This is a genomic window from Arenibacterium halophilum (assembly GCF_005938225.1).
Lineage (GTDB): Bacteria > Pseudomonadota > Alphaproteobacteria > Rhodobacterales > Rhodobacteraceae > Arenibacterium > Arenibacterium halophilum.
Map to the genome: position 1 here is coordinate 679,798 of NZ_VCPC01000001.1, position 21,732 is coordinate 701,529.

Sequence of the window (21,732 nt, forward strand, 5' to 3'; positions counted from 1 at the left end):
GTGTCGAAACACTACCTGATAACCGGCGGCGCACGTGGAATTGGGCTGGGCATTGCCCGGCGACTGGCCAGTGATGGTGCGCGCATTTCCATCGGCGACCTGAACGGCGACTCCGCCGCAGAGGCTGCCGCCACCCTGCCGGGCACCAACCACCGGGGCTTTGCCATGAACGTCACCGATGCGGCTTCGGTCGCGGAAGGGTATGACGTGGCCGAAGCTGCCGCGCCGCTCGACGGGGTGATTTGCAACGCCGGGATCCTGCTGCTGAAAGAGGGGGGCGAACGCACCCCGATCATCGACACCGAACTGGACGAATGGCAGCGCACCCATGACGTGAACCTGACGGGCACCTTCCTGACGGTGCGCGAATTCCTGCGCCGCCGCCGGGTCGCGCCTGTATCCAATGCGCGGATTGTCACCTTTACCTCCAGCGCCGCACAGCTGGGCGGCTACCGCAGTTCATCGTCCTATATCTCGTCCAAATCCGGCGTCATAGGGCTGACCAAGGCGGTCGCCCGGGAATGCGCGGCGGACGGGATCACCTGCAACGCGGTGGCGCCCGGCATGATCGACGCGCCGATGCTGCGCCTGTCGATGGCCCCGGGCAGCGAGGCCGCGGCCTCTGCAAATATCCCGCTGGGCCGCATCGGCACCCCCGAAGATGTGGCCGGCGCCGTCGCCTTCCTGCTGTCCCCTGATTCAAGCTACATGACCGGCGGCGTGCTGGACGTGAACGGCGGGTTCCGGATGCAATGACCCGCCCTGCCCCCCTTGCCACCCTCGACTGGCTGTCGAACCGCCTTCTTGAAATCTCGGGCCTGCTGCTGCTGGTGATGATGCTGCACGTCACTTTGGACGTGGCGCTGAAATATCTGCTGAACCAGCCCGTGCCGGGCACTTTGGAAGTGGTATCCTATTACTACATGGTCGGCACCGTGTTCCTGCCCATCGCCTTTATCGAACTCACGCGCGGCTCGGTCGCGGTGGATCTGTTCTATGGCATGATGGGGCGGCGGGCGCAGATCGCCTGCATGGCCTTCGTTCTTGCCATGTGCGTTGCGATTTATTCCGGCCTTGCCTGGATCACCTATGGCGACGCGATCAAATCCTTCACCCGGGGCGAGGTCGTGATGGGCCCTGTTACCGTTGTGGTCTGGCCCAGCCGGTTCGTCCTGCCGATCAGCTTTGCCTTGGGGGCGCTGGTGTGCCTTTACCACCTGTTCCGGATGCTGACCGACCAAAGCGCGCGCAACGCGCTGACCGACCTGCATGAAGAAGGCGGAGATATCTGATGGACCGTCTCGAGATTGGCTTTAGCGGGCTGGCCATCGTGCTTGCCCTGATCGGGCTGCGGATGCCTATCGGCCTTGTGCTGGCCGTCGTCAGCTTTGGCGGCATCTGGGCCTGTACCAACCTGACCGCCGCCTGGGGGCTGGTGCGCGCCGTGCCCTACCAGTTCATCGCAACATGGTCGTTCAGCGCGGTGCCGATGTTCCTGCTGATGGGATATATCGCCAGCCACGCGGGGCTGACCAACGGGCTGTTCCGCGCGATGCGGGTGATGTTGGCGCGGCTGCCTGGCGGGCTGGCTTGTTCGACCGTAGGCGCCTGCGCGCTGTTCGCCGCCGCGTCCGGGTCTTCGGTTGCCACCTCGGCCGCCATGTCGCGCATCGCGGTGCCAGAAATGATCCGCGCGGGATATGACAAGGCGCTGGCGACGGGCTGCGTTGCGGCTTCGGGCACGCTGGGCTCGCTGATCCCGCCGTCGATCCTGATGGTGCTGTACGGCGTGTTCACCCAGCAATCGGTGGGCCAGCTGTTCATGGCGGGCTTCCTGCCCGGCGTGCTGTCGGCCGTGATCTACATGGGCATGATCGTGGCGCGCGTGAAATTCAGCCCCTCGCTGGCCCCTGAACGCCCCGAAGCCATCGACAAGGGAGAGCTGAAGGCCGCGTTGAAGGAAATCTGGCCGCTGCCGCTGCTGATCTTCGGCGTGCTGGGCGGCATCTTCCTGGGCATCATGACCCCGACAGAGGCCGGAGCCGTGGGCGCGTTCCTTGCGCTGCTGATTGCCGCCGCCCGTGGCCGGCTGGGTGTAACGATGATGCGCGGCGCGCTGAAGGATGCCGCCGCCGGAACGTCGGTCATCTTCATCATCGCGATGGGCGCCAGCATGTTCACCAGCTTCATGGGCCTCAGCGGCGTGCCGCGCGCGGTATCGGAAACCATGCTGTCAATCGGTGACGACCCGATCACGCTGATCCTGATGATTGCCGTCATCTACATCCTGATGGGCATGTTCATCGACTCGATCGGGCTGATGCTGCTGACGCTGCCGATCCTGATGCCGCTGCTGGCGGCGGCCGATGTCAACATGATCTGGTTCGGCATCATCGTCATCAAGCTGCTGGAGATCGGGCTGATCACGCCGCCGGTGGGCTTGAATGTCTATGTCATCAATTCCGCGCTGCGCGGGCAGGTTCCGCTGCCCACCATCTTTCGTGGCGCGCTCTGGTTCATGGCGATGGACGTACTGACCATCGTGATCCTGGTCGCGTTCCCCGCGATCACACTCTGGCTGCCAAGCCTCATGAAATGAAAAATGGGAGAGGAGACCTGAAATGAAACCCAACCTTCGTACGAAACTTGCCGCTTCGGCCGCGGCGATTGCCCTGGCCTGTACTGCGGGCAGCGCATCGGCACAGCAGATGCTGTCAACCTGGCTGGAACCCAACCACATCATCACCATCGAAGGCCACCAGGGCTGGGCCGAGCTGGTGAAGGAAGCCACCAACGGCGAGATCGATTTCGAAGTCTTCGTCGGCGGCGCGCTGATCCCGGCGAAATCGACGATGCAGGGCACCGCTGACGGCCTTGCGCAGGTTGGCTTTCACACCGCCACCTATACGCCCACCGATCTGCCCGTTGCCAACGCACTGGCCGACATGGGCTTTGAAACGCCCGACGCCTATGTCATGTCCTTCGCCTTTGGCGATTTCATGATGAACGACGAAGAAGGCTATAACGACTGGCGCAAGAACGGCGTGATCTTTGGCGGCAGCTATTCCACCCCGATCTACTATTTCATCTGCCGCGAGCCGGTGAAAACGCTGGAAGACATCCAGGGCAAGCGCGTGCGGATGCCCGGTGGCGGCTGGGCCCGCTTCGGTCAGGAAATCGGCGTGGTCGGCGTGAACGTGCCCTCTTCTGAAATCTACACGGCCTTTGAACGCGGCTCGGTCGATTGTACCGCATCCGACCCCACGCACCTGACCTCGGGCGCGACGCTTCAGGAAGTTGCCAAATCGGTGACCCTGCTGAAGATGAGCCCGTTCTACGCCGGTGTGACCTATGCCTATAACCCGACCTTCTGGCAGGGCTTGAGCGAAGAGCAGCGCCGCACCCTGTTCGACCAGTCGGCGCTGGCGATGGCGCGGATGCAGATCACCTATGACAAGGCGGTCGAATCCTCGCTGGAAGAAGCCAAGGCCAACGGCATCGAAATGGTCGAGCCTGACGCCAGCCTGCAATCAGCCTATGACGACTGGGTAGCCGGTGGCGTGGGCGGCATGGCCGACATCGCGAAAGACACCCACGGCATCGACGACCCCGAAGCCCTTTATAGCCGCTTCCGCGAATATGTCGCCAAGTGGGAAGGCCTGCTGGACGGCGTCGACCGCCACGACGAAGAGGCGATCGCCGGTCTGATCCGCGAAAACCTGTTCGATCCGATCGACGTCGCAACCTACGGGATCGACTGATCCTGACGGCGGCCGCGCCGTCCCTCGCGGGGCGGCCGCACAATGGGCGGGGGCATGCCTTCCTGCCCCCGCTTTTGCAAATCGCAGCTGAAAGACCTGACAGACATGACTGGCGAGAACAGAAAAACGGCCCTTGTCACCGGCGCGGTCGGTGGGATTGGTCTGGCAACCGCGCGGCGATTGGCCGAAGACGGCTTCCACGTCGTGATGACCGATATGGACGAGGCGCGGCTGACGGCCGCGGCCAAAACCGTCGAAGGCTCGGTTCAGGTGCTGCGCGCCGATCTGGGCAACGCGGATGACCGTGCCGCGCTGATCGACGCCTGCGGCCCGCTATTCGCGCTGGTCAACAACGCGGGCATCTTCTCGGCCAAACCGGCGCTGGAGCTGACCGGCGACGATTTCCGCAAGATGTATGAAATCAACACCGTGGCGCTGTTCGAACTCTGCCGCGCCGCCGCGCTGAAGATGCGCGAAACAGGCGGCGGGCGGATCGTCAACATCTCCTCGCGCTCGTTCCTTGGCGGGCCGAACGTGGCGCATTACGCCGCCTCGAAAGGCGCGGTTGTGGCGCTGACCCGGTGCCTTTCGCTTGAGCTGGCGGGCGACAACATCCTTGTGAACTCCGTCGCCCCCGGGGTGATCGACACCGACATCCTGAAAGGCTGGGATGACGAGGAACGCGCGAAACTCGCATCTTATCAGCCAGTTGGCCGGATCGGGCAGCCCTCGGACGTGGCCAATATCGTGTCCATGCTGGCCAGCCCGCGCACCGATTACATCACCGGTCAGGTGATCGTGGTGGATGGGGGCCGCTCTGTCGGAGGTGGCAATGTCTGAGCCTGATCGCATTGACGGCGTGGCCGTTGTCACCGGGGCGGCCAATGGCATCGGCCTTGCCACCGCTCGCCTGCTGGCCGCGCGCGGCGCCCATATGGTGCTGGCCGACATGAACGAGGCGGCGCTTGCCGCCCTGCCCGACTCCGAATTCGGGAACCGTGTCGCCGCGCGCGTCGTGGGCGACATGACCGCCCCGGACACGCCTGCACGCATTGCCCGGGCCGTCGCTGACAGCGGACTGCCCTGGGCCGTGCTGGTCAACAACGCCGGGATCGCCGCCGCGCCAAGCATCATGGACACCGAGGATGACCGGCTGGACCGTTACCTTGACGTGAACGCCGCCGCCGTATTCCGCATGTGCCGCGCCGCACTGCCGGTGATGCGCGCGCAGGGCGGCGGGGCGATCATCAACATCTCGTCCGTATTCGGCCTGACCGGGGTGGGCGGCAGTTCCGTCTACGCCATGACCAAGGGCGCGGTGGCGGCGCTGACGGTGCAGCTGTCCTGCGAATTCGGGCGCGACGGCATCCGCGTGAACGGGATCGCGCCGGGGTTGATCGACACGCCCCTGACCCGCGAACGCATTGAAACCGGGGCCTATTTCCAGAAAACCATGCTGGAGGGCACGCCGCTGGCCCGCGCTGGCCGCCCCGAGGAAGTGGCAGAGGCCATCGCCTTTCTTGCCAGTCCGCGCGCCGGTTTCATCACCGGAGAGGTGCTGAAAGTCGATGGCGGCTGGCTGAACGGGCGCATCCTGCCCCCCCCGCGCGAGCCTGTGGCATGAGCGATCTGCCCGACTCCGCCGACGTGATCGTCGTCGGCACCGGCGCGGCGGGAATGTGTGCCGCGATCCGCCTGCACAAGCTGGGCCTTGCGCCGATCCTGATTGAAAAGACGGCTTTTTTCGGCGGTTCCACCGCTGTCTCTGGTGGCGCGGTCTGGATTCCCGACAATCCCCATTCCGAGGAGGTGGGCCGCCCCGACACGCGCGAGGCCGCACGCACTTATCTGGAAGGCGAGATCGGCAACCGGATGAACGGCCCTCTCGTCGATGCTTTCCTCGACACCGGCCCCGACGTGGTGCGGTTCCTGGAAGCCGAGACCGCCGTGAAATTCGCCGCCCGCGCGCTGGGACCCGATTACCATTCGGACAGGCCCGGTGCCTCGCTGGGGGGGCGGGTGATGGACCCGCTGGATTACGACGCGCGAGAGCTGGGTGCCGCCCTGCCCCGCCTGCGCCATCCCATCCCCGAGTTCACCATTCTTGGCGGCATGATGGTGGGCCGGGCCGATCTGGGCCTGCTGCCGAAAATGCACCGCTCGGGCAAGGCCTTTGCCCATGCGCTGCGCGTGGTGCTACGCCACGGGTCCGACCTGCTGCGCTTTCGCCGGGGCACGCGTTCGGTTCTTGGCAACGCGCTGGCAGCGCGGCTGGGCAAGACGGTGCATGATCTGGGCATTCCCATCTACTATGACACCGCGCTGGTCCGGCTGAAGCAGGACGATGGCCGCGTCACCGGCGTGACGGTGCGCCATGCAGGCGCCGAGCTCAGCATCGCGGCGCGGCACGGTGTTATCCTTGCCTCGGGCGGGTTCCCGCAGAATGATACGATGCGCGCGGATGTCATGGCCCATGCCAGCCGTGGCCCGCATTATTCGATGTCGCCCGAGGACAACACAGGCGACAGCCAGCGCGCCGCCACACTGCTGGGCGCAAGCCAGGGCGGAAACAACCTGCACCCGGCCTTCTGGACGCCGGTTTCGCGGCTGAAACGCGCGGATGGAACCACCGTGCCCTTCCCGCATCTGTTCCTGGATCGGGCCAAACCCGGGTTGATCGCTGTGACCGACCGCGGCGGACGGTTTGTGAATGAAAGCGCATCCTACCACGATTTCGTGGCCGGAATGCTCGAAGCGATGGAAGGAGGCGCACGCGAATTTCGTCTGATCTGCGACCACCGGTTCATCCGCCGCTACGGGCTGGGCGCCGTTCGGCCCTTCCCCGGGCGACTGAAGCCGTTCATCGACAGCGGTTATGTCATACGCGCCGCCACCATCGCCGAGCTGGCACGCAAAACGAACCTGCCGGCGCAGGCGCTGGCCGATACACTGGCGCGGTACAATGCCGATGCGGCGCGCGGCACCGACAGCGCGTTTGGCAAGGGCGGCACCGATTACAACCGTTACCTTGGCGACCCGGAAAACCAGCCCAATCCCTGCCTGCGCCCGATCGAGCAGGGGCCGTTTTATGCGTTGTCGATCTACCCCGGCGATATCGGCACCAGTATCGGGCTGGAAACCGATGCAACTGCACGGGTGCTGGGCGCCGATGGCACGCCCATCGGCAACCTGTATGCCGCCGGCAACGACATGAATTCGATCATGGCCGGGTCTTACCCCGGGCCAGGCATCACACTGGGCCCCGCGCTGACCTTTGGCTATATCGCGGCCAATGCGATTGCCGAGGCGGCAAAATCCACGCCCTAGCCCCCGTCAAAAAATCCGCCGGTCGCGGGCGATCATCGCCGCCTGCGTCCGGTTGCGCGCCTCCAGTTTGCGGCACAACGTCTTGACGTGCAGCTTGATCGTCACCTCTTGCAGGCCCAGATCGCGGGCGATTTCCTTGTTCGACTTGCCCTCGCACAGCCCGCGCAGAACCGATGTTTCCCGTTCTGTCAGATCAGGTGCCGCATCGTCGCCCTGCACCATCAGATCGTGCGGCACATACACCTCTCCGGCGGCCATGAAGCGGATCGCGCTGACCATCGACCGTGACGCCAGTGTTTTGGGCACAAAGCCCGCCGCGCCCGCCGCGATGGAGTCGGCCGCCATCGTGGCCGTGGCCGTGCCCGACAAAATCGCGACAGGGCAATCGCCCACCGCCGATTTCATCCGCGACAGTCCCGTCAGCCCGTTCATTCCAGGCATCTCGTAATCCAGCAACACCAGATCAAACCCATCCCTGGTCCGGGTTTCGACCAACGCACCGTCCAGATCCTCGGCGCAGACAACCTCGCCCACGCCCGCGCCCTGCAGGAACATCGCGATGGTTTCGCGAACCAGCCCGTGATCGTCGGCCAGAAGAATCCGCATGACTTTGCCCCGATGCGACCCGGCCCCAGACTAGACAGCAAAATCCGCACAAATCCTTAATGCGCACCGATCAGGTGCGGCCCGGCTCGCTCTGCTTGAGCTTGCCGACCAGATCGACCAGTTCCACGACCGAGCGCACCTGAAGTTTCTCGAGGATACGCGCGCGATGGTGGTCGATGGTGCGCGGGCTGATGCCCAGCGAATTGGCGATATCCTTGCTGGAGGCTTCGGCCGGGTGGGCAAGGATATGATCGACGATTTCCTTTTCGCGCGCCGTTAGCCTGCCAATCCGGGCGTGGATGTCGTTGCGCAGCCCGCGTGCGGATTGATGAGCGCGCGCAATGTCGAACGCCGCTTCGATCCGCTCGACAAGCACCGACTGGCGAAATGGCTTCTCCAGAAAATCAACCGCGCCGCCCTTCATCGCTTGTACCGATTCCGGAACACCTCCGTGGCCGGTGATAAAGATCACCGCCAGCGGCAGATCGCGGCGCGTCAACAACGCCTGAAGTTCCAGCCCGTTCATCTCGGGCATCCCGTAATCCAGAATCAGGCAGGCGGCCTGTTCGCCGTCATAGGCGTCCAGAAATTCGGCGGCCGAGGCGAAACATTCCACGTCGAACCCGCGCTGACCAAGACCCCGGGACAGGGATGTGCGTATATCCTGATCGTCATCGACAACGTACACCGGTGGTCTTTGATCATTCATCCGCAGGCCATCACCCTGTTTTTCCATGCCCAGCCTAGCAGCAAGGGCCGGGAATGGTCACACCAAAAACGGACCAACCTTGTCAATACCTGCAAAAACGCAGCGTTCCAAAACTGTCAGGATGACAAACCTGACGTTGCCACATCAATCGTAAAGACAAACCGCGCCCCACCCTCGACCACCGGTTCATGCCAAAGCCGACCGCCGTTCGAGGCAAGGATCGAGCGGCAGATCGACAACCCAAGCCCAAGCCCGCTGGCCTTCGTGGTTTCAAAATCAGTGAACAGGCTGATGTCAGGATCGACCCCGGGGCCCGTGTCGGTGACGGCAACGTGCACTTGTTCGCCTTCGACGCGCGCTGTCACGACGATGCTGCGGCTGTCCCCACCGGCCTCTGCCACCGCCTCGATCGCGTTGCGCAGAAGGTTCACCAGCACCTGCGCGATCTGGATCCGGTTGGCGTTGACCTGCGGCAGCGCGCCCAGATCGGCGCTGATCTTTACATCGGCGGCGCGCGCCTCTGCCACCACAAGACGGGTGGTCTGGGTCACCAGCTCGGGCAGATCAAAATCACTTCGAATGCCTTCGTCGCGGCGGATAAAGCTGCGCAGCGCCTTGATGATTTCGCCCGCGCGCATGGATTGTTCGGCGATTTCTTCCAGCATCACGCGCAGATCGGGATCAGCACCCGCCATTTGATCAACCGCATAAAGCGCACTGTCGGCATTCTGGGTGATCGCAGTCAGCGGCTGGTTCAACTCATGCGCAAGACCCGCCGCTACCTGCCCCATGGTGTGATCGCGCGACAGGTTCGACAGGTCCTTGTTCAACTCGGCGATCTGGTCCTCGCTCAGCTTGGCCTGGGTGATGTCATCCATCGTCAGCACAAGATGCAGCGGTTTGCCTTCCTGATTGAGGATCTGGATCGCGTTGACCGAGGCCCAGATCACCGACCCGTTGCGACGCACGCAGCGAATATCGCGCGCAATCTCGCGGGTACTGCCATCGGTATCGCGCGCCACGATCAGGGCGCGGCGGTCCTCGGGGTGGGCGACATCGGAAAACGTCATCCCCTCAAGCTCGGAGGCCGAATAGCCGGTGATGCGACAGAACTTGCGATTCACCCTCAGGAACCGTTCGCTTTCAGGATCGATCTGGGCCATCCCGCGCGACGACAGCGCAAAGGTGCGTCCGTACTCCATCTCGGTCTCGCGCCGCGCCGCGATCTGCTGCATCAGCGTCTGGTTGGCGTTTTCCAGCTCCTGATAAGTCTTGGGCAGCGGGTCGCCTGGATCCAGCTCGCCCTGAGAAATCAGGGCCGAGCGCACGGCAAAGGCGCGCACGGGCTTATAGATGAAATTGGCCAGCAACAGGCCAAATACGCCGGTCACCGCCGCCACCACCGCCGCGATCCAGATGTTCACAAGCCGGTTTTCCTTGATCACCTGCGTAAAATCGCTCTCCAGCGCATAGGCGGCAATGGTCCACGGCAGCTTGTCACTGATCGGCGGCATCACCACCGAAACATAGGTTTCGCCATCGTAGGTGAATTGCGACAGGGTTTCCCCCTCAACCTGTGCGCGTCCCCCCTGCATCAGTCCCGAAAACGCCGCCCGGGCGATGGGGTCTTCGAATTCCGCGATATTTACAAACCGCAACGTGCCATCGGCGTCTCGGGTTTTCAGAAAATCCTTGTTCGGGTGGGCGATCACATCGCCATTTTCGTGGATGATCATGGCCCGGCCCGTCGCCCCGATGCGCAGACGGGCCAGGAAATCGGAAATGTCGCTGATCTCGATATCCACGCCAACGATACCGCGAATGGCATCAGGGCCATCCAGCACGGGCGAGGCCAGCGTGATTCCGGGCTGCTGCGACGAGAAAAAGATATAGGGATCGGTCCAGATCGTGGTCAGCCTGTCGCGGGCGCGGGTGTACCACGGCCGCGTTCGCGGATCATAGGTATCGTCGGGATCCCAGCGCCGCTCGATCACGCGGTAGTTCTCGTCCCGCCAGATCAACTCGGTGGTGCGCAACTCGCCGTCGGTGCGGATGATCTTGGTCCGGAACGGCCCCGGCCCGTCCGAGCGCATGACATAGACAAAGCCGCCATCCTCGTCGCCGTGATACACGCCAGCAAATTGCGGGGCGAGCAGAAGCTGTTGAAACAGCAGCTGTTCCAGCAATTCCGGCACGTCGCTGGCAATCACCCGGTCCTGCGCCAGCCGCGCCGACAGTTCCGCCGCGCCGCGTGCGGGGCCAAGGAAACCGCGCGAATGTTCGATAGTGTTGGTGCCGACGTCGCTCAGCAATTCGCGGGCGTGATCCAGAAGCGCGCGTTCCGAGGTCAGGAAAGACGAAAACACAACCGCCAGAACCGCGATGAACTGCAGCCCGGCCAGGCCGATCGCCAGCAATGCCCCAAGCGAATTGCGCATCCTACCCCATTGTCAAACCCGGTTGACGTTCAGTCCCATATTCCATCCCCTCGGGCAACCGCGCAGGGCCCTTGGCATATAGGCAATATTACGCAGGCAATCACACGAATTCCATGTGCCCTGCGCCCATGGCACTGTGTTCATGTCGAAATTGGCGCGTGGTGATGTCCCATCAATGCGTGTTGGAGCGGCGGTTTGAGGGAGTAATTTTGCGGCGCGTGTGAGTGGAGCGCTTATAGAGTTTATAATTTTTAACCGGCGCCGGGAATCCCCACTCGGCGCCGGCCTTTTTTGCTTCATCGCTGAAAGAACCGCCCGGTCGTCCACGGAACCCATGGGTCTTTTCTGCTCACATACTCAAAATTCACCCGAATGTCTGTCGCGGATCACCCGGCGACGAGATCCGCCAGCCACGGCAGAAACGCGATGTTTGCGTCGTCCAGCGCATCGTCCTGCGGCAGCGCCTGCGACCCAAGCTTGACGATCACCACATCCCGTTCCGGACAGGCCCAGAGGTATTGGCCATGTATCCCGATCGCTGCAACGGTGCGCGACGGGCGCGGCCACATGTACCATTGATTGCGATAGCGTCCGCCGACGATGTAATCGTGGTAATTCCCCTTGGCCCAGGCGGCATCGTCTCCGCCTGTGCGCAAATCCTCGAGCCAGCGGTCTGACACAAGCCCCCCGCCCCCGGCGTTCATCAGCAACCCAAGGCGCAGCAGGTCTTCGGCCAGCGCACTCATACCACCTGCGGTGCGCGGATGGCCCGCCGCATCCACCGTGATCTCGGCATCCCCGCGCGCACCCATCGGGCGCCAGATCAACTCGGACACCAGATCGGAAAACCGCGCACCCGCAGCTGCCTCGATCACCAGCCCCAGCACATCGGAATTGGGCGATTGATAGTGAAATGCCCCGCCATGGGCCTCAGTTCCCTTGCGAATCGACACCACCATCTCGGCCAGATTTTCCGGCGCCATGTCCGGCTCTGGCGGGTTCCACAGCATGGCCCGGCGATACCGCGCATAATCTCCGGCGCGATCCAGATAGCTTTCGCTGAAATCCAGCGACACCCGCATATCCAGCAGCGCCTGCAACGGGCATTCGCCATAGGCCCCACCCCGCGCCTTTGGCAGATAATCACCCACGCACCGCGCAACATCCAACTCGCCTGCGTCCTGCAAAATGCCCGCAACCAGGCCCGCCACCGATTTCGTTACCGAAAACAGCAGATGCGGACGGTTTGGATAGGCGTGATCGGCCCACCATTCCATCACCAGCCGCCCGGCTTTGGCGACCAGCAGCGCATCGCTCTGGCTGTGGCTCAGAAAGCCGCGCAGATCACCGGAAAATCCAACGCAATCAAAATGTTCTTCGGGTATTCCACCTGCGGTCGCGCGTGACAGAGGGTCTGCACCCGCCCCGCCGATCCGTGTCGAGGGGATCATTTCGCCCGCATGGGCAAAAGCCCAACGGCTGTATGGCGACGTGCGCCAATTTGCCAGCGTCACCGCGTCGCGGTCAAATCCGTTGCGGTCACGAAAACTTTGCACGCGCGGGCCTTTCTGTCACGGGACCAGCGCGAGCCGGGCCATACCCGCTCTCGCGCTCTGAAATTCGCCCCCCAATGGGCGATCTGCCGGCAGCCTGTCAACCTTTGCCCCCGCAGGCCCCGGTTAACCCAGAATAACCGCATCCGCTCGCCCACATAGCCTCCGGGCGTCCGGGATTTCAGTGCCACAGACATTTGTCATCTTTAAGCAGAACCGGTCTTTACCAACCGGTTCCCGCTCATTCCATACAGTCAGCGCTTCAACCCGGGCAGGTTGAGCCCGTGTTCGGCGGCACAATCCAGCGCGATGTCATAGCCCGCATCGGCGTGGCGCATGACGCCTGTTGCCGGGTCGTTCCACAGCACGCGCGCCAGCCGGTTGTCGGCCTCTTCCGTGCCATCGCAGCAGATCACCATGCCCGAGTGCTGGCTGAAGCCCATGCCGACACCTCCGCCATGATGCAGCGACACCCATGTCGCCCCACCTGCCGTGTTCAGCAGCGCGTTCAGCAGCGGCCAATCCGACACGGCATCGCTGCCGTCCTTCATCGCCTCGGTTTCGCGGTTAGGGCTGGCAACGGACCCGGAATCCAGGTGATCGCGCCCGATCACCACCGGCGCCTTCAGTTCGCCATTGCGGACCATCTCGTTGAAGGCCAGCCCCGCGCGATGCCGATCACCCAGCCCGATCCAGCAGATACGCGCTGGCAAGCCCTGAAAGGCGATCCGTTCGCGCGCCATGTCAAGCCACTGATGCAGATGGGTGTTTTCCGGGAAGAGCTCTTTCATCTTCTGGTCGGTCTTGTAGATATCTTCCGGATCACCCGACAGCGCGCACCAGCGGAACGGCCCGATCCCGCGACAGAACAGCGGGCGGATATAGGCCGGCACGAAACCCGGAAAATCAAAGGCATTTTCCAGCCCTTCGTCCAGCGCGACCTGCCGGATGTTGTTGCCGTAATCCAGCGTCGGCACGCCCGCGTTCCAGAAATCGACCATTGCGGCGACATGCGTCTTCATGCTGGCGCGCGCCGCCTTCTCCACGGCTTTCGGATCACTTTCGCGCTTGGCCCGCCATTCGGCCAGGCCCCAGCCGCTGGGCAAATACCCGTTCAGCGGGTCATGGGCGCTGGTCTGATCGGTGACCATATCGGGCCGCGGGCCACCGTCTTTCATGCGCCGCACGAGTTCGGGGAAAACATCCGCCGCATTGCCCAGCAGCCCGACCGATTTCGCCTCGCCCGCCTTGGTCCAGCGGTCGATCATCTCGAGCGCCTCGTCCAGCGTTTCGGCCTTTTCATCCAGGTACTTGGTACGCAGGCGGAAATCGATGCTGTCGGGGTTGCATTCCACCGCAAGGCAGCTTGCCCCGGCAAAAACAGCGGCCAGCGGCTGCGCGCCGCCCATGCCGCCAAGGCCGCCGGTCAGGATCCATTTGCCGGTCAGGTCGCCGCCGTAATGCTGGCGCCCGGCTTCGGCAAAGGTTTCGTAAGTTCCCTGCACAATGCCTTGGGTTCCAATGTAAATCCACGAACCGGCCGTCATCTGGCCGTACATTGCAAGGCCCTTTTTGTCCAATTCGTTGAAGTGATCCCAATTGGCCCAGTGGGGCACCAGGTTGCTGTTTGCAATCAACACCCTGGGCGCATTTTCATGGGTCTTGAACACGCCCACAGGCTTCCCTGACTGCACCAGAAGCGTCTCGTCGCCCTCCAGATCGGTCAGAGAGGCCACGATCTTGTCGAAATCATCCCACGTCCGCGCGGCGCGGCCGATACCGCCGTACACCACCAATTCATGAGGGTTTTCAGCCACATCGGGGTGCAGGTTGTTCATCAGCATCCGCAGGGGCGCTTCGGTCAACCAGCTTTTGGCGGTCAGCGTGGTGCCAGTGGGCGGAAAGATATCGCGCTGGTTGTGGCGAGGGTTTGTCATCGCAACTCTCCTGAGTGAGCTATGTCTTGCAAGGTGTTCAGAATGTTCTTCAAAATCGGGCGCAGGCGATCAGCGCGTGCGTCACTCCAGCGCCACGGCGGCGTCTCATCCATGTAGGTCGACTGGGCCAGTTCCATCTGGATCGCGTGAACCCCGGACGCCGGATTACCGTATTGGCGCGTGGTATAGCCACCCTTGAAGCGTCCGTTGACCACGTGGGAATAGCCAGCGGCGTCTGCGCACAGGTTTTCCACCGCCTTTTCCACCGATGCCGCACAACTGTGACCGGAATTCGTACCGATATTGAAATCAGGCAGGGTATCAGGAAACAGAAACGGGATTTCACTGCGGATCGAGTGGCAATCGTACAAGATACAGACACCATGCGCCGCCTTGATCCGGGCGATTTCCTCTTGCATCGCGACGTGATACGGCGCGTGGTAAGCCAGACGGCGACGCTCGATCTCGTCGGCATCCGGCGCCATCCCCTCGTGATAGATGGGGCGGCCGTCAAAATCCGTCAGCGGGCACAGGCCAGTGGTGTTCTGCCCGGGATAAAGGCTTGCCCCGTCGGGGCCACGGTTCACATCGATCGCATAGCGATGGATGGGCGTGCGTACGGTGGTCACGCTATCCAGCAGACCGGCATACAGGCGATCGATGTGCCAGTCGGTATCGGCCAGCGCGCGCCCGGTATCGTTCAGCGCCTTCGCAACCTCTTCAGGCAGATCGGTGCCCGTGTGCGGCAGACCCAGCAGAATGGGGCTATCGCCTTGTGTTATCTCGATCATGCCACTGCCTCCGCCAAGGCGCCCGACGCAGCCAATTCGGCGGCTTTCGCGATATCAGGGGCCAGATACCTGTCTTCCTTCAACGTGGGCACGTCGGCACGCAGCCGCGCGATGGCCTTGGACAGCAGATCCGAGGTCTGCAACGGCGCGCGCGCCTCAATACCCTGCGCCGCGCAAATCGCCTCGACCCCCTGGATCACGGCAAGGTTGTCGATCATCCGCAGCAGGCGATAAGCCCCATGCGCCGCCATGCTGACGTGATCTTCCTGGTTGGCCGAGGTCGGGGTGCTATCGGTCACGCAGGGCATGGCGATGTGTTTGTTTTCGCTCATCAAAGCGGCAGTCGTCACTTCGGCGATCATCAGCCCCGAATTCAGCCCAGGCGCAGGTGTCAGGAAGGGGGGCAGATCGTGGCTCAGCGTCGGGTCCACCATCAATGCCACCCGACGCTGGGAGATTGCTCCGATTTCGGCCAGCGCCAAGGCGATCTGGTCGGCGGCAAAGCCCACCGGTTCGGCATGGAAATTCCCCCCCGAAACGATATCTCCGGTTTCCGTGAGGATCAGGGGGTTGTCGGTGACGGCATTGGCCTCAACTTCGAGTGTCCGGGCGGCCATTTCGATCACGTCATGCGCCGCTCCCACCACTTGCGGCTGGCATCGGATGCAATACGGGTCTTGCACGCGGGTATCGCCATCGCGGTGGCTTTCCCGAATTTCACTGCCCGCCATCAGCGCGCGCATCCGCGCCGCCACCTCGATCTGCCCGGCGTGGCCGCGCAGCGTGTGGATTTCGGCGGTCAACGGTGCGGTCGAGCCCATGATCGCATCGGTCGACAGCGCGGCCACCACGACCGAGGTCTGCACCGCACGCCGCGCGCCAAACACGCCGGCCAAGGCCAACGCCGTCGAAAACTGCGTGCCGTTGATCAGCGCCAGCCCTTCTTTCGGGCCAAGCACAACCGGCGTCAGCCCTGCCCGTTCCAACGCTTCCGCCCCGGGCATCACCTCGCCCTGATACACGGCCTCTCCCGCTCCAATCATCACCGCCGCCATATGCGCCAGCGGCGCCAGATCGCCTGACGCCCCGACCGATCCCTGATGCGGCACCACAGGCACGACACCCTTTGCCAGCATGTCCTGCAACAGGGCGCAAATCTCCCACCGGACACCCGAAGCCCCGCGCCCCAGCGACAGCAACTTCAGCACCATCATCAGCCGCACCAGCGGGGCATCCAGCGGCGAACCAACCCCGCAGCAATGCGACAGGATCAGATTTTCCTGAAGCTTTGCCGTATCTTGCGGGGCGATCTTGCGGTTGGCCAGCTTGCCAAATCCGGTGTTGATCCCATAGACCGGCACATCGCCCGCCGCCGCCTGAGCCACCCGTGCGGCAGAGGCATCAATCGCACCGCGCACCTCTGGCGCCAATGTGACGGCGGATTGCTCGCGGAAGAGTGCCTCAAGATCGGCCAGGGTGACCTGCCCCGGTGTCAGCTTCATGCCTCACCTCCAAAAATACGCTTTCTCAACGGGTTAAAGCCGATGCGGTAGGCCAGTTCGGCCGGTGTCTCGACATCCCAGATCGCCAGATCGGCGCGCAGGCCGGGGTCGATCTGCCCGCAATCCGTCATCCCCAACGCCCGCGCAGCATGGCGCGTTACGCCTGCCAGCGCCTCGGCCGGGGTCAGGCGGAACAGGGTGCAGCCCATGTTCATTGCCAGCAAAAGCGAGGTCAGCGGCGACGAGCCAGGGTTACAATCGGTCGCCAGCGCGATGGGCACGCCGTGGGTGCGAAAGGCATCGACCGGGGGCAATTGCGTTTCGCGCACGGTATAGAATGCCCCGGGCAGCAACACGGCCACCGTCCCGGCGGCGGCCATCGCCTGCGCATCGGCCTCGGTTGCGTATTCCACATGATCCGCCGAGAGCGCGCCATATTGCGCCGCCAGAGCAGCGCCACCCATATGCGACAGCTGTTCAGCGTGCAGCTTGACCGGCAGCCCCAGTTCGACCGCCACGTCGAACACGCGGGCAATCTGGGCGGTATCAAATGCGATCCCCTCGCAGAACCCGTCTACGGCATCCACCAGCCCTTCGGCATGGGCCGCACGCAGCGCCGGGATGCAGACCGTGTCAATATAGCGGTCGGCCTGCCCCGAGAATTCGCTGGGAATGGCATGGGCACCCAGAAAGCTGGTCCGCACCCGAATGCCCCGGCGCTGCGCCAATGCCCGTGCCGCGCGCAGCATGGCCAGTTCGGTATCGCGATCCAGACCATAGCCGGATTTCACCTCGATCAGCGTGGCACCGTCGGCGATCAGCGAATCCAGCCGGGCCAACGCCGCGTCAACCAGCTGGTCCTGCGTCGCATCCCGGGTCGCCGCCATGGTCGATACGATCCCGCCCCCGGCACGCGCCACCTCTTCATAGGTAGCCCCCTGAAGCCGCATCTCGAACTCGCGCGCACGATTGCCGTCGAACACGATATGCGTGTGACAGTCGATCAGACCAGGCGTGACAAGCGCGCCGCCAAGGCTCTCGCGTGGCCAATCGGCATAGTCGGGCCGCAGATCGGCCCCAACGTGCGCAATGACTCCTCCCTCAACCGCGATATGGCCCCGCTCGATCAGACCGTAGCCCTCTGGCGCTGTCATCGTCGCGATCTGCGCGTCACTCAGGACGTATCGGTCAGATGTTGCGGCTGAATGTGACATCGCGATTGACCCCAGTTATGTCTGCGTTATTAATTTTATGTATGCATATAACCGACTCGTCAAGAGGTGCCGTCATGACAATTCTCCACGCGGACTCCGCGCTGCTTCCCGAAGGCTGGGCCCGCGATGTGCGGATCGAAATCACGCCATCCGGCCATTTCGGCCAGATTGCGACCGATGCGGCTCCTGGTACGGCAATACGGGTTGCCACGCTGCTGCCCGCACCGGCCAACGTGCACTCGCATGCCTTTCAGCGCGCGATGGCCGGCCTGAGCGAGACGCGCGGCCCGCAGGGGCGCGACAGCTTCTGGACATGGCGTCAGCTGATGTTCCGCTTTCTCGACCAGCTGACCGTCGAAGATATCCGCGCCATTACCGCGATGGTTCAGATGGAGATGCTGGAAGCCGGGTACGCCGCCAGTGGCGAATTCCATTATCTGCACCACCAGCCGGGCGGCACACCCTACGATAATTTGGCGGAAACCGCCGTGGCGATCTGCGAAGCGGCGCAGATGACGGGGATCGGCCTGACCCTGCTGCCAGTGCATTACCAGTTCGGTGGCGTCGATCAGCGCCCGCTGGCGCCGGGGCAGATCCGCTTTGGCACAAAGCCCGATCAGTTCCTGAAATTGCTCGAGGCCAGCCAAAAGGCGGCAGCCCCCCTGCCCGCCGATACGGCCATCGGCGTGGCTCCGCACTCGCTGCGTGCCGTTGCGCCCGATACGCTGCGCGAGATAGCAAAAACAGCGCAGGGGCCGGTCCACATGCATCTGGCGGAACAGGTGCCAGAGGTAGAAGAAGTCGAAGCCGCCTACGGTGCGCGCCCGGTGACCTGGATGCTGGAAAACTGCCCGCCCGACCCGCGCTGGTGCCTGATCCACTGTACGCAGATGACACCGGAAGAAACGCAATCGCTTGCCGCCACCGGCGCTGTGGCCGGGCTCTGCCCGATCACCGAAGCCTCGCTGGGAGACGGAATTTTCGACGGCGCGCGCTGGCTTGAATCAGGGGGGCGGATCGGTGTCGGGTCGGACAGTAATATCCGCATCGCCCTGTCGGAAGAACTGCGTCAGTTGGAATATTCGCAACGCCTGCGCGACCGGGGCCGCGCCATTCTGGCAAACCCCGGTGGCAGCACCGGACGCAGGCTGTTCGATGCCGTCTGTGCCGGCGGCGCCCAGGCCGTGGCGCGTAACAGCGGACGCATTGCCACCGGCGCTTTGGCCGACTTCATTGCACTGGACGGCAGCGCGCCGGACCTCGCCGGGCGCTCAGAGGATCAGGTGTTGGACACCTGGATATTCGCCCGAGATGACCGGTTGGTCAGCGATGTCTGGTCGGCCGGGCGCCATATGGTCCAACAGGGGCGGCACAAACAGCACGAGGCGATTTCAGCCGCATTTGGCGAGACACTTGCCCGTCTGTCTTCGGCGATCTGATCCTGAGAGCGCAAAAAAGGGGGCTCTGCCCCGACCCGCTTCGCGGATTCCCCCGGGATATTTGGACCTTAAAGAAGGCAAAACCCAATCCTTCTTTAAGGCGTTAAATATCCCCGCCGAAGGCCATCGCGCGCAGCGCGATTTCAGTGACGCAGGTCAGGATTGCGCGCGAAGCCAATCGGTGACGGCCGGACGCACGGATTGATCGCCACTGTCCCGCGATGCGTCGATGACCTTGCGTAGCTCTTGCAGGTCGACCCGGCGCAGAAGGCTTTTGACCGGGCCGATGGACGCAGGGCGCATCGACAGGTTGCGGATGCCGATGGCGGCAAAGCACATCGCCTCGATCGGGCGGCCTGCGTCTTCGCCGCAGAAGCTGAGCGAGGTGCCGACCTCGTTGCAGCGATCGACGATCTGTTCGATCAGGTTCAGGAAGCTGACATTCAGCGTGTCGTAGCGGCGGCGGACCCGTTCGTTTTCGCGGTCGGCGGCAAAGAAGAACTGCTTCAGATCGTTGCCCCCGATCGACAGGAATTCGACCTCTTCAAAAAATTTGCGCGGGGCGAAGGCAAGCGAGGGCGTTTCAAGCATCGCCCCGACCTCAATCTTGGACGGCAGGATATGGCCCAGTTTTTGTTCGCGTGCGATTGTCTTGTCCAACTCGGCCCGGGCAGCGCGGAATTCGTCGAACTGCGCCACGAAAGGAAACATCACAGTCAGCGGGCGCCCATTGGCCGCCCGCAGCAGCGCCTGCAACTGCATCCGCATGACGCCGGGTTTGTCGAGCCCGACCCGGATCGCGCGCCAGCCCAGCGCGGGGTTCGGCTCGTCGTTGGGCTTCATGTAAGGCAGCACCTTGTCGGACCCGATATCGAGCGTGCGGAACACCACGCGCTTGCCATTGGCCGAATCCAGCACCTTGGAATAGAGCGCGCTAAGCTCGGACCGTTTCGGCATCTGGTTGCGCACGAGGAACTGCAACTCGGTCCGGAACAGGCCGACGCCTTCGGCGCCCGACCCCGCAAGCGACGGCAGATCGGCCATCAACCCCGCATTCATGTGCATCCCGATTGTCGTGCCACACAGCGTGGTCGCGGGTTTGTCGCGAATTGAGGCAAAGCGTTCCTGCGCCTGTGCCTGCATCGCGATCTTGTCGCGGAACGCGCTGACCACCGTGTCGTCGGGGCGCAGGTGCACGGTGCCCTGATCGCCGTCCACAAGGATATGATCGCCGTTCAGCGCCTCGGTTGCGATCCGCCCGGCGTGCACCACCAGCGGGATTGCCAGCGCACGTGCCACCACGGCCGCATGGCTGCCGACTGAACCTTCTTCCAGCACGATGCCGCGCAGGCTGCGCCCGTATTCCAACAGATCGCCCGGGCCGATGTTGCGCGCCACAAGAATCGGGTCAGCGGGCATCTCGGCGCCCGTTTCGCTGCCCTGCCCCGTCAGGATCCGCAAAAGGCGGTTCGACAGATCGTCAAGATCGGACAGGCGTTCGCGCAGATAGGCATCCTGCACCTGCCCCATGCGGGCACGCGCGATGGACTGTTCCTTTTCCACCGCCGCCTCGGCACTCAGCCCGCGGCTGATGTCTTCCTCCATCCGGCGCATCCAGCCCTTGGAGTTGGCGAACATGCGATACGCTTCGAGCACCTGAATCTGATCGGTATCGCCGTTCAGCGACAGGGCCAGCATCTTGTCGACGCCGACACGCAGTTCCTCGACGGCCTCCGTCAGCCGCTCCTGTTCACGTGCAGGATCGTCGGCGATGGGATTGGCCACAACGACACGCGGTTCGTGCAGCCACACATGCCCCTCTGCCGCGCCTTCCTGACCCGAGGTGCCGCGAAACAGCACTGCCTGCTGGTGCCGCGCCGAGAGGGCCGCGCCTTCGCCCACGAAGGCCCCCAGTTCGGTCATCTCGGCCAGAACCATGGCCACGACTTCCAGCGCATAGGTTTCGTCTTCGGAATACTGCCGGGCATCCAACGATTGCACCACCAGCACGCCCAGCTTTTCGCCCAGCCGCTGGATCGGAACGCCCAGGAACGAGGAATAGCGTTCCTCTCCGGTTTCCGGCATGTAGCGGAAGCCGCGTTCCGACGGGGCATCGGGCGTGTTGACCACGGCGCCGGTGCGTGCCACGCGGCCCACCAACCCTTCGCCAAGACGCATCCGTGTCTGGTGCACGGCTTCGGCTTTCAGCCCTTCGCTGGCACAAAGCTCAAGCGTGTCTTCATCGCGAAACAGATAGACCGAACACACCTCGGTCCCCATGCTGTCGGCGATAAGATTGGTAATCTTGTCAAGTCGGGCCTGCCCTGCGACGTCGCTGGCCATGGCATCGCGCAGCCGGCGCAACAGTTTGCGGCTTTCTGTTTCCGTTCCGTCGGCCATTCCCGTGTCAGGCGCCTCTTGCAACTTTGGGGTGTTCTCCCGACCCACGCCTATA

17 protein-coding genes are annotated in these 21,732 nt (G+C 63.4%); 8 read left to right on the forward strand and 9 right to left on the reverse strand.

What is annotated here, in order from left to right; genetic code table 11:
- The 7 genes from FGK64_RS03290 to FGK64_RS03320 all read left to right on the forward strand — a co-directional run bounded on the left by FGK64_RS03290 (window position 1) and on the right by FGK64_RS03320 (window position 7,088).
- Entirely contained in the window at window positions 1-756 is a 756-nt protein-coding gene (locus FGK64_RS03290; RefSeq protein WP_138862356.1) for an SDR family NAD(P)-dependent oxidoreductase, read from the forward strand.
- Window positions 753-1,292: a TRAP transporter small permease subunit gene (locus tag FGK64_RS03295; RefSeq protein ID WP_138862357.1), complete on the forward strand. Its 540-nt coding sequence runs from the start codon at window positions 753-755 to the stop codon at window positions 1,290-1,292. The genes FGK64_RS03290 and FGK64_RS03295 overlap by 4 nt, the downstream gene beginning before the upstream one ends.
- Window positions 1,292-2,599: a TRAP transporter large permease gene (locus FGK64_RS03300; RefSeq protein WP_138862358.1), complete on the forward strand. Its 1,308-nt coding sequence runs from the start codon at window positions 1,292-1,294 to the stop codon at window positions 2,597-2,599. The genes FGK64_RS03295 and FGK64_RS03300 overlap by 1 nt, the downstream gene beginning before the upstream one ends.
- Window positions 2,600-2,621: 22 nt before the next feature.
- Window positions 2,622-3,761: a C4-dicarboxylate TRAP transporter substrate-binding protein gene (locus FGK64_RS03305; RefSeq protein ID WP_138862359.1), complete on the forward strand. Its 1,140-nt coding sequence runs from the start codon at window positions 2,622-2,624 to the stop codon at window positions 3,759-3,761.
- Between the two features lie 105 nt (window positions 3,762-3,866).
- Complete coding sequence (locus FGK64_RS03310; RefSeq protein ID WP_138862360.1) at window positions 3,867-4,601, forward strand: SDR family NAD(P)-dependent oxidoreductase; 735 nt, start codon at window positions 3,867-3,869, stop codon at window positions 4,599-4,601.
- Window positions 4,594-5,385 carry an SDR family NAD(P)-dependent oxidoreductase gene (locus tag FGK64_RS03315; RefSeq protein WP_171053956.1) on the forward strand — a complete coding sequence of 264 codons (792 nt, stop codon included), beginning with the start codon at window positions 4,594-4,596 and terminating at the stop codon, window positions 5,383-5,385. The genes FGK64_RS03310 and FGK64_RS03315 overlap by 8 nt, the downstream gene beginning before the upstream one ends.
- Window positions 5,382-7,088, forward strand: coding sequence for an FAD-dependent oxidoreductase (locus tag FGK64_RS03320; protein WP_138862362.1), 1,707 nt, complete (start codon window positions 5,382-5,384; stop codon window positions 7,086-7,088). Before FGK64_RS03315 ends, FGK64_RS03320 begins: the two co-directional genes overlap by 4 nt.
- Before the next feature lie 6 nt (window positions 7,089-7,094).
- Here the strand turns inward: FGK64_RS03320 and FGK64_RS03325 are convergent, their stop codons facing one another.
- From FGK64_RS03325 to hutI, 8 genes are all read right to left on the reverse strand, one after another.
- Window positions 7,095-7,694 (reverse strand): response regulator transcription factor, encoded by a 600-nt coding sequence (locus FGK64_RS03325; RefSeq protein ID WP_138862363.1) that lies wholly within the window; start codon window positions 7,692-7,694, stop codon window positions 7,095-7,097.
- 70 nt (window positions 7,695-7,764) lie between these two features.
- Entirely contained in the window at window positions 7,765-8,403 is a 639-nt protein-coding gene (locus FGK64_RS03330) for a response regulator transcription factor (RefSeq protein ID WP_138863044.1), read from the reverse strand.
- 116 nt (window positions 8,404-8,519) lie between these two features.
- Window positions 8,520-10,841, reverse strand: a complete 2,322-nt coding sequence (locus FGK64_RS03335) for a cache domain-containing protein (protein ID WP_138862364.1) — start codon at window positions 10,839-10,841, stop codon at window positions 8,520-8,522.
- A gap of 386 nt (window positions 10,842-11,227) precedes the next feature.
- Window positions 11,228-12,397, reverse strand: coding sequence for a serine hydrolase domain-containing protein (locus FGK64_RS03340; RefSeq protein WP_171053957.1), 1,170 nt, complete (start codon window positions 12,395-12,397; stop codon window positions 11,228-11,230).
- A gap of 251 nt (window positions 12,398-12,648) precedes the next feature.
- Window positions 12,649-14,331 (reverse strand): urocanate hydratase, encoded by a 1,683-nt coding sequence (gene hutU / locus FGK64_RS03345; RefSeq protein ID WP_138862366.1) that lies wholly within the window; start codon window positions 14,329-14,331, stop codon window positions 12,649-12,651.
- Entirely contained in the window at window positions 14,328-15,122 is a 795-nt protein-coding gene (gene hutG, locus FGK64_RS03350) for an N-formylglutamate deformylase (RefSeq protein ID WP_138862367.1), read from the reverse strand. The genes hutU and hutG overlap by 4 nt, the downstream gene beginning before the upstream one ends.
- The gene (gene hutH / locus FGK64_RS03355; protein WP_138862368.1) at window positions 15,119-16,624 is read right to left on the reverse strand and encodes a histidine ammonia-lyase; all 1,506 of its coding nucleotides are present in this window, start codon (window positions 16,622-16,624) and stop codon (window positions 15,119-15,121) included. The genes hutG and hutH overlap by 4 nt, the downstream gene beginning before the upstream one ends.
- Window positions 16,621-17,838: an imidazolonepropionase gene (gene hutI / locus FGK64_RS03360; RefSeq protein ID WP_138862369.1), complete on the reverse strand. Its 1,218-nt coding sequence runs from the start codon at window positions 17,836-17,838 to the stop codon at window positions 16,621-16,623. Before hutI ends, hutH begins: the two co-directional genes overlap by 4 nt.
- A gap of 74 nt (window positions 17,839-17,912) precedes the next feature.
- Here hutI and FGK64_RS03365 point away from each other — a divergent pair, with 74 nt between their 5' ends.
- Complete coding sequence (locus FGK64_RS03365; protein WP_138862370.1) at window positions 17,913-19,277, forward strand: formimidoylglutamate deiminase; 1,365 nt, start codon at window positions 17,913-17,915, stop codon at window positions 19,275-19,277.
- Window positions 19,278-19,433: 156 nt separating this feature from the next.
- Here FGK64_RS03365 and ptsP read toward each other — a convergent pair whose 3' ends face one another.
- Window positions 19,434-21,677: a phosphoenolpyruvate--protein phosphotransferase gene (gene ptsP / locus FGK64_RS03370; protein ID WP_138862371.1), complete on the reverse strand. Its 2,244-nt coding sequence runs from the start codon at window positions 21,675-21,677 to the stop codon at window positions 19,434-19,436.
- Window positions 21,678-21,732: the final 55 nt, after the last annotated feature.

What these genes read in the sequence shown, in the direction of transcription:
- FGK64_RS03295 (WP_138862357.1), top strand. Translation starts at nt 753, where the DNA reads ATGACCCGCCCTGCCCCCCTTGCCACCCTCGACTGGCTGTCGAACCGC.
- FGK64_RS03300 (WP_138862358.1), top strand. Translation starts at nt 1,292, where the DNA reads ATGGACCGTCTCGAGATTGGCTTTAGCGGGCTGGCCATCGTGCTTGCC.
- FGK64_RS03305 (WP_138862359.1), top strand. Translation starts at nt 2,622, where the DNA reads ATGAAACCCAACCTTCGTACGAAACTTGCCGCTTCGGCCGCGGCGATT.
- FGK64_RS03310 (WP_138862360.1), top strand. Translation starts at nt 3,867, where the DNA reads ATGACTGGCGAGAACAGAAAAACGGCCCTTGTCACCGGCGCGGTCGGT.
- FGK64_RS03315 (WP_171053956.1), top strand. Translation starts at nt 4,594, where the DNA reads ATGTCTGAGCCTGATCGCATTGACGGCGTGGCCGTTGTCACCGGGGCG.
- FGK64_RS03320 (WP_138862362.1), top strand. Translation starts at nt 5,382, where the DNA reads ATGAGCGATCTGCCCGACTCCGCCGACGTGATCGTCGTCGGCACCGGC.
- FGK64_RS03325 (WP_138862363.1), bottom strand. Translation starts at nt 7,694, where the DNA reads ATGCGGATTCTTCTGGCCGACGATCACGGGCTGGTTCGCGAAACCATC.
- FGK64_RS03330 (WP_138863044.1), bottom strand. Translation starts at nt 8,403, where the DNA reads ATGAATGATCAAAGACCACCGGTGTACGTTGTCGATGACGATCAGGAT.
- FGK64_RS03335 (WP_138862364.1), bottom strand. Translation starts at nt 10,841, where the DNA reads ATGCGCAATTCGCTTGGGGCATTGCTGGCGATCGGCCTGGCCGGGCTG.
- hutU (WP_138862366.1), bottom strand. Translation starts at nt 14,331, where the DNA reads ATGACAAACCCTCGCCACAACCAGCGCGATATCTTTCCGCCCACTGGC.
- hutG (WP_138862367.1), bottom strand. Translation starts at nt 15,122, where the DNA reads ATGATCGAGATAACACAAGGCGATAGCCCCATTCTGCTGGGTCTGCCG.
- hutH (WP_138862368.1), bottom strand. Translation starts at nt 16,624, where the DNA reads ATGAAGCTGACACCGGGGCAGGTCACCCTGGCCGATCTTGAGGCACTC.
- hutI (WP_138862369.1), bottom strand. Translation starts at nt 17,838, where the DNA reads ATGTCACATTCAGCCGCAACATCTGACCGATACGTCCTGAGTGACGCG.
- FGK64_RS03365 (WP_138862370.1), top strand. Translation starts at nt 17,913, where the DNA reads ATGACAATTCTCCACGCGGACTCCGCGCTGCTTCCCGAAGGCTGGGCC.
- ptsP (WP_138862371.1), bottom strand. Translation starts at nt 21,677, where the DNA reads ATGGCCGACGGAACGGAAACAGAAAGCCGCAAACTGTTGCGCCGGCTG.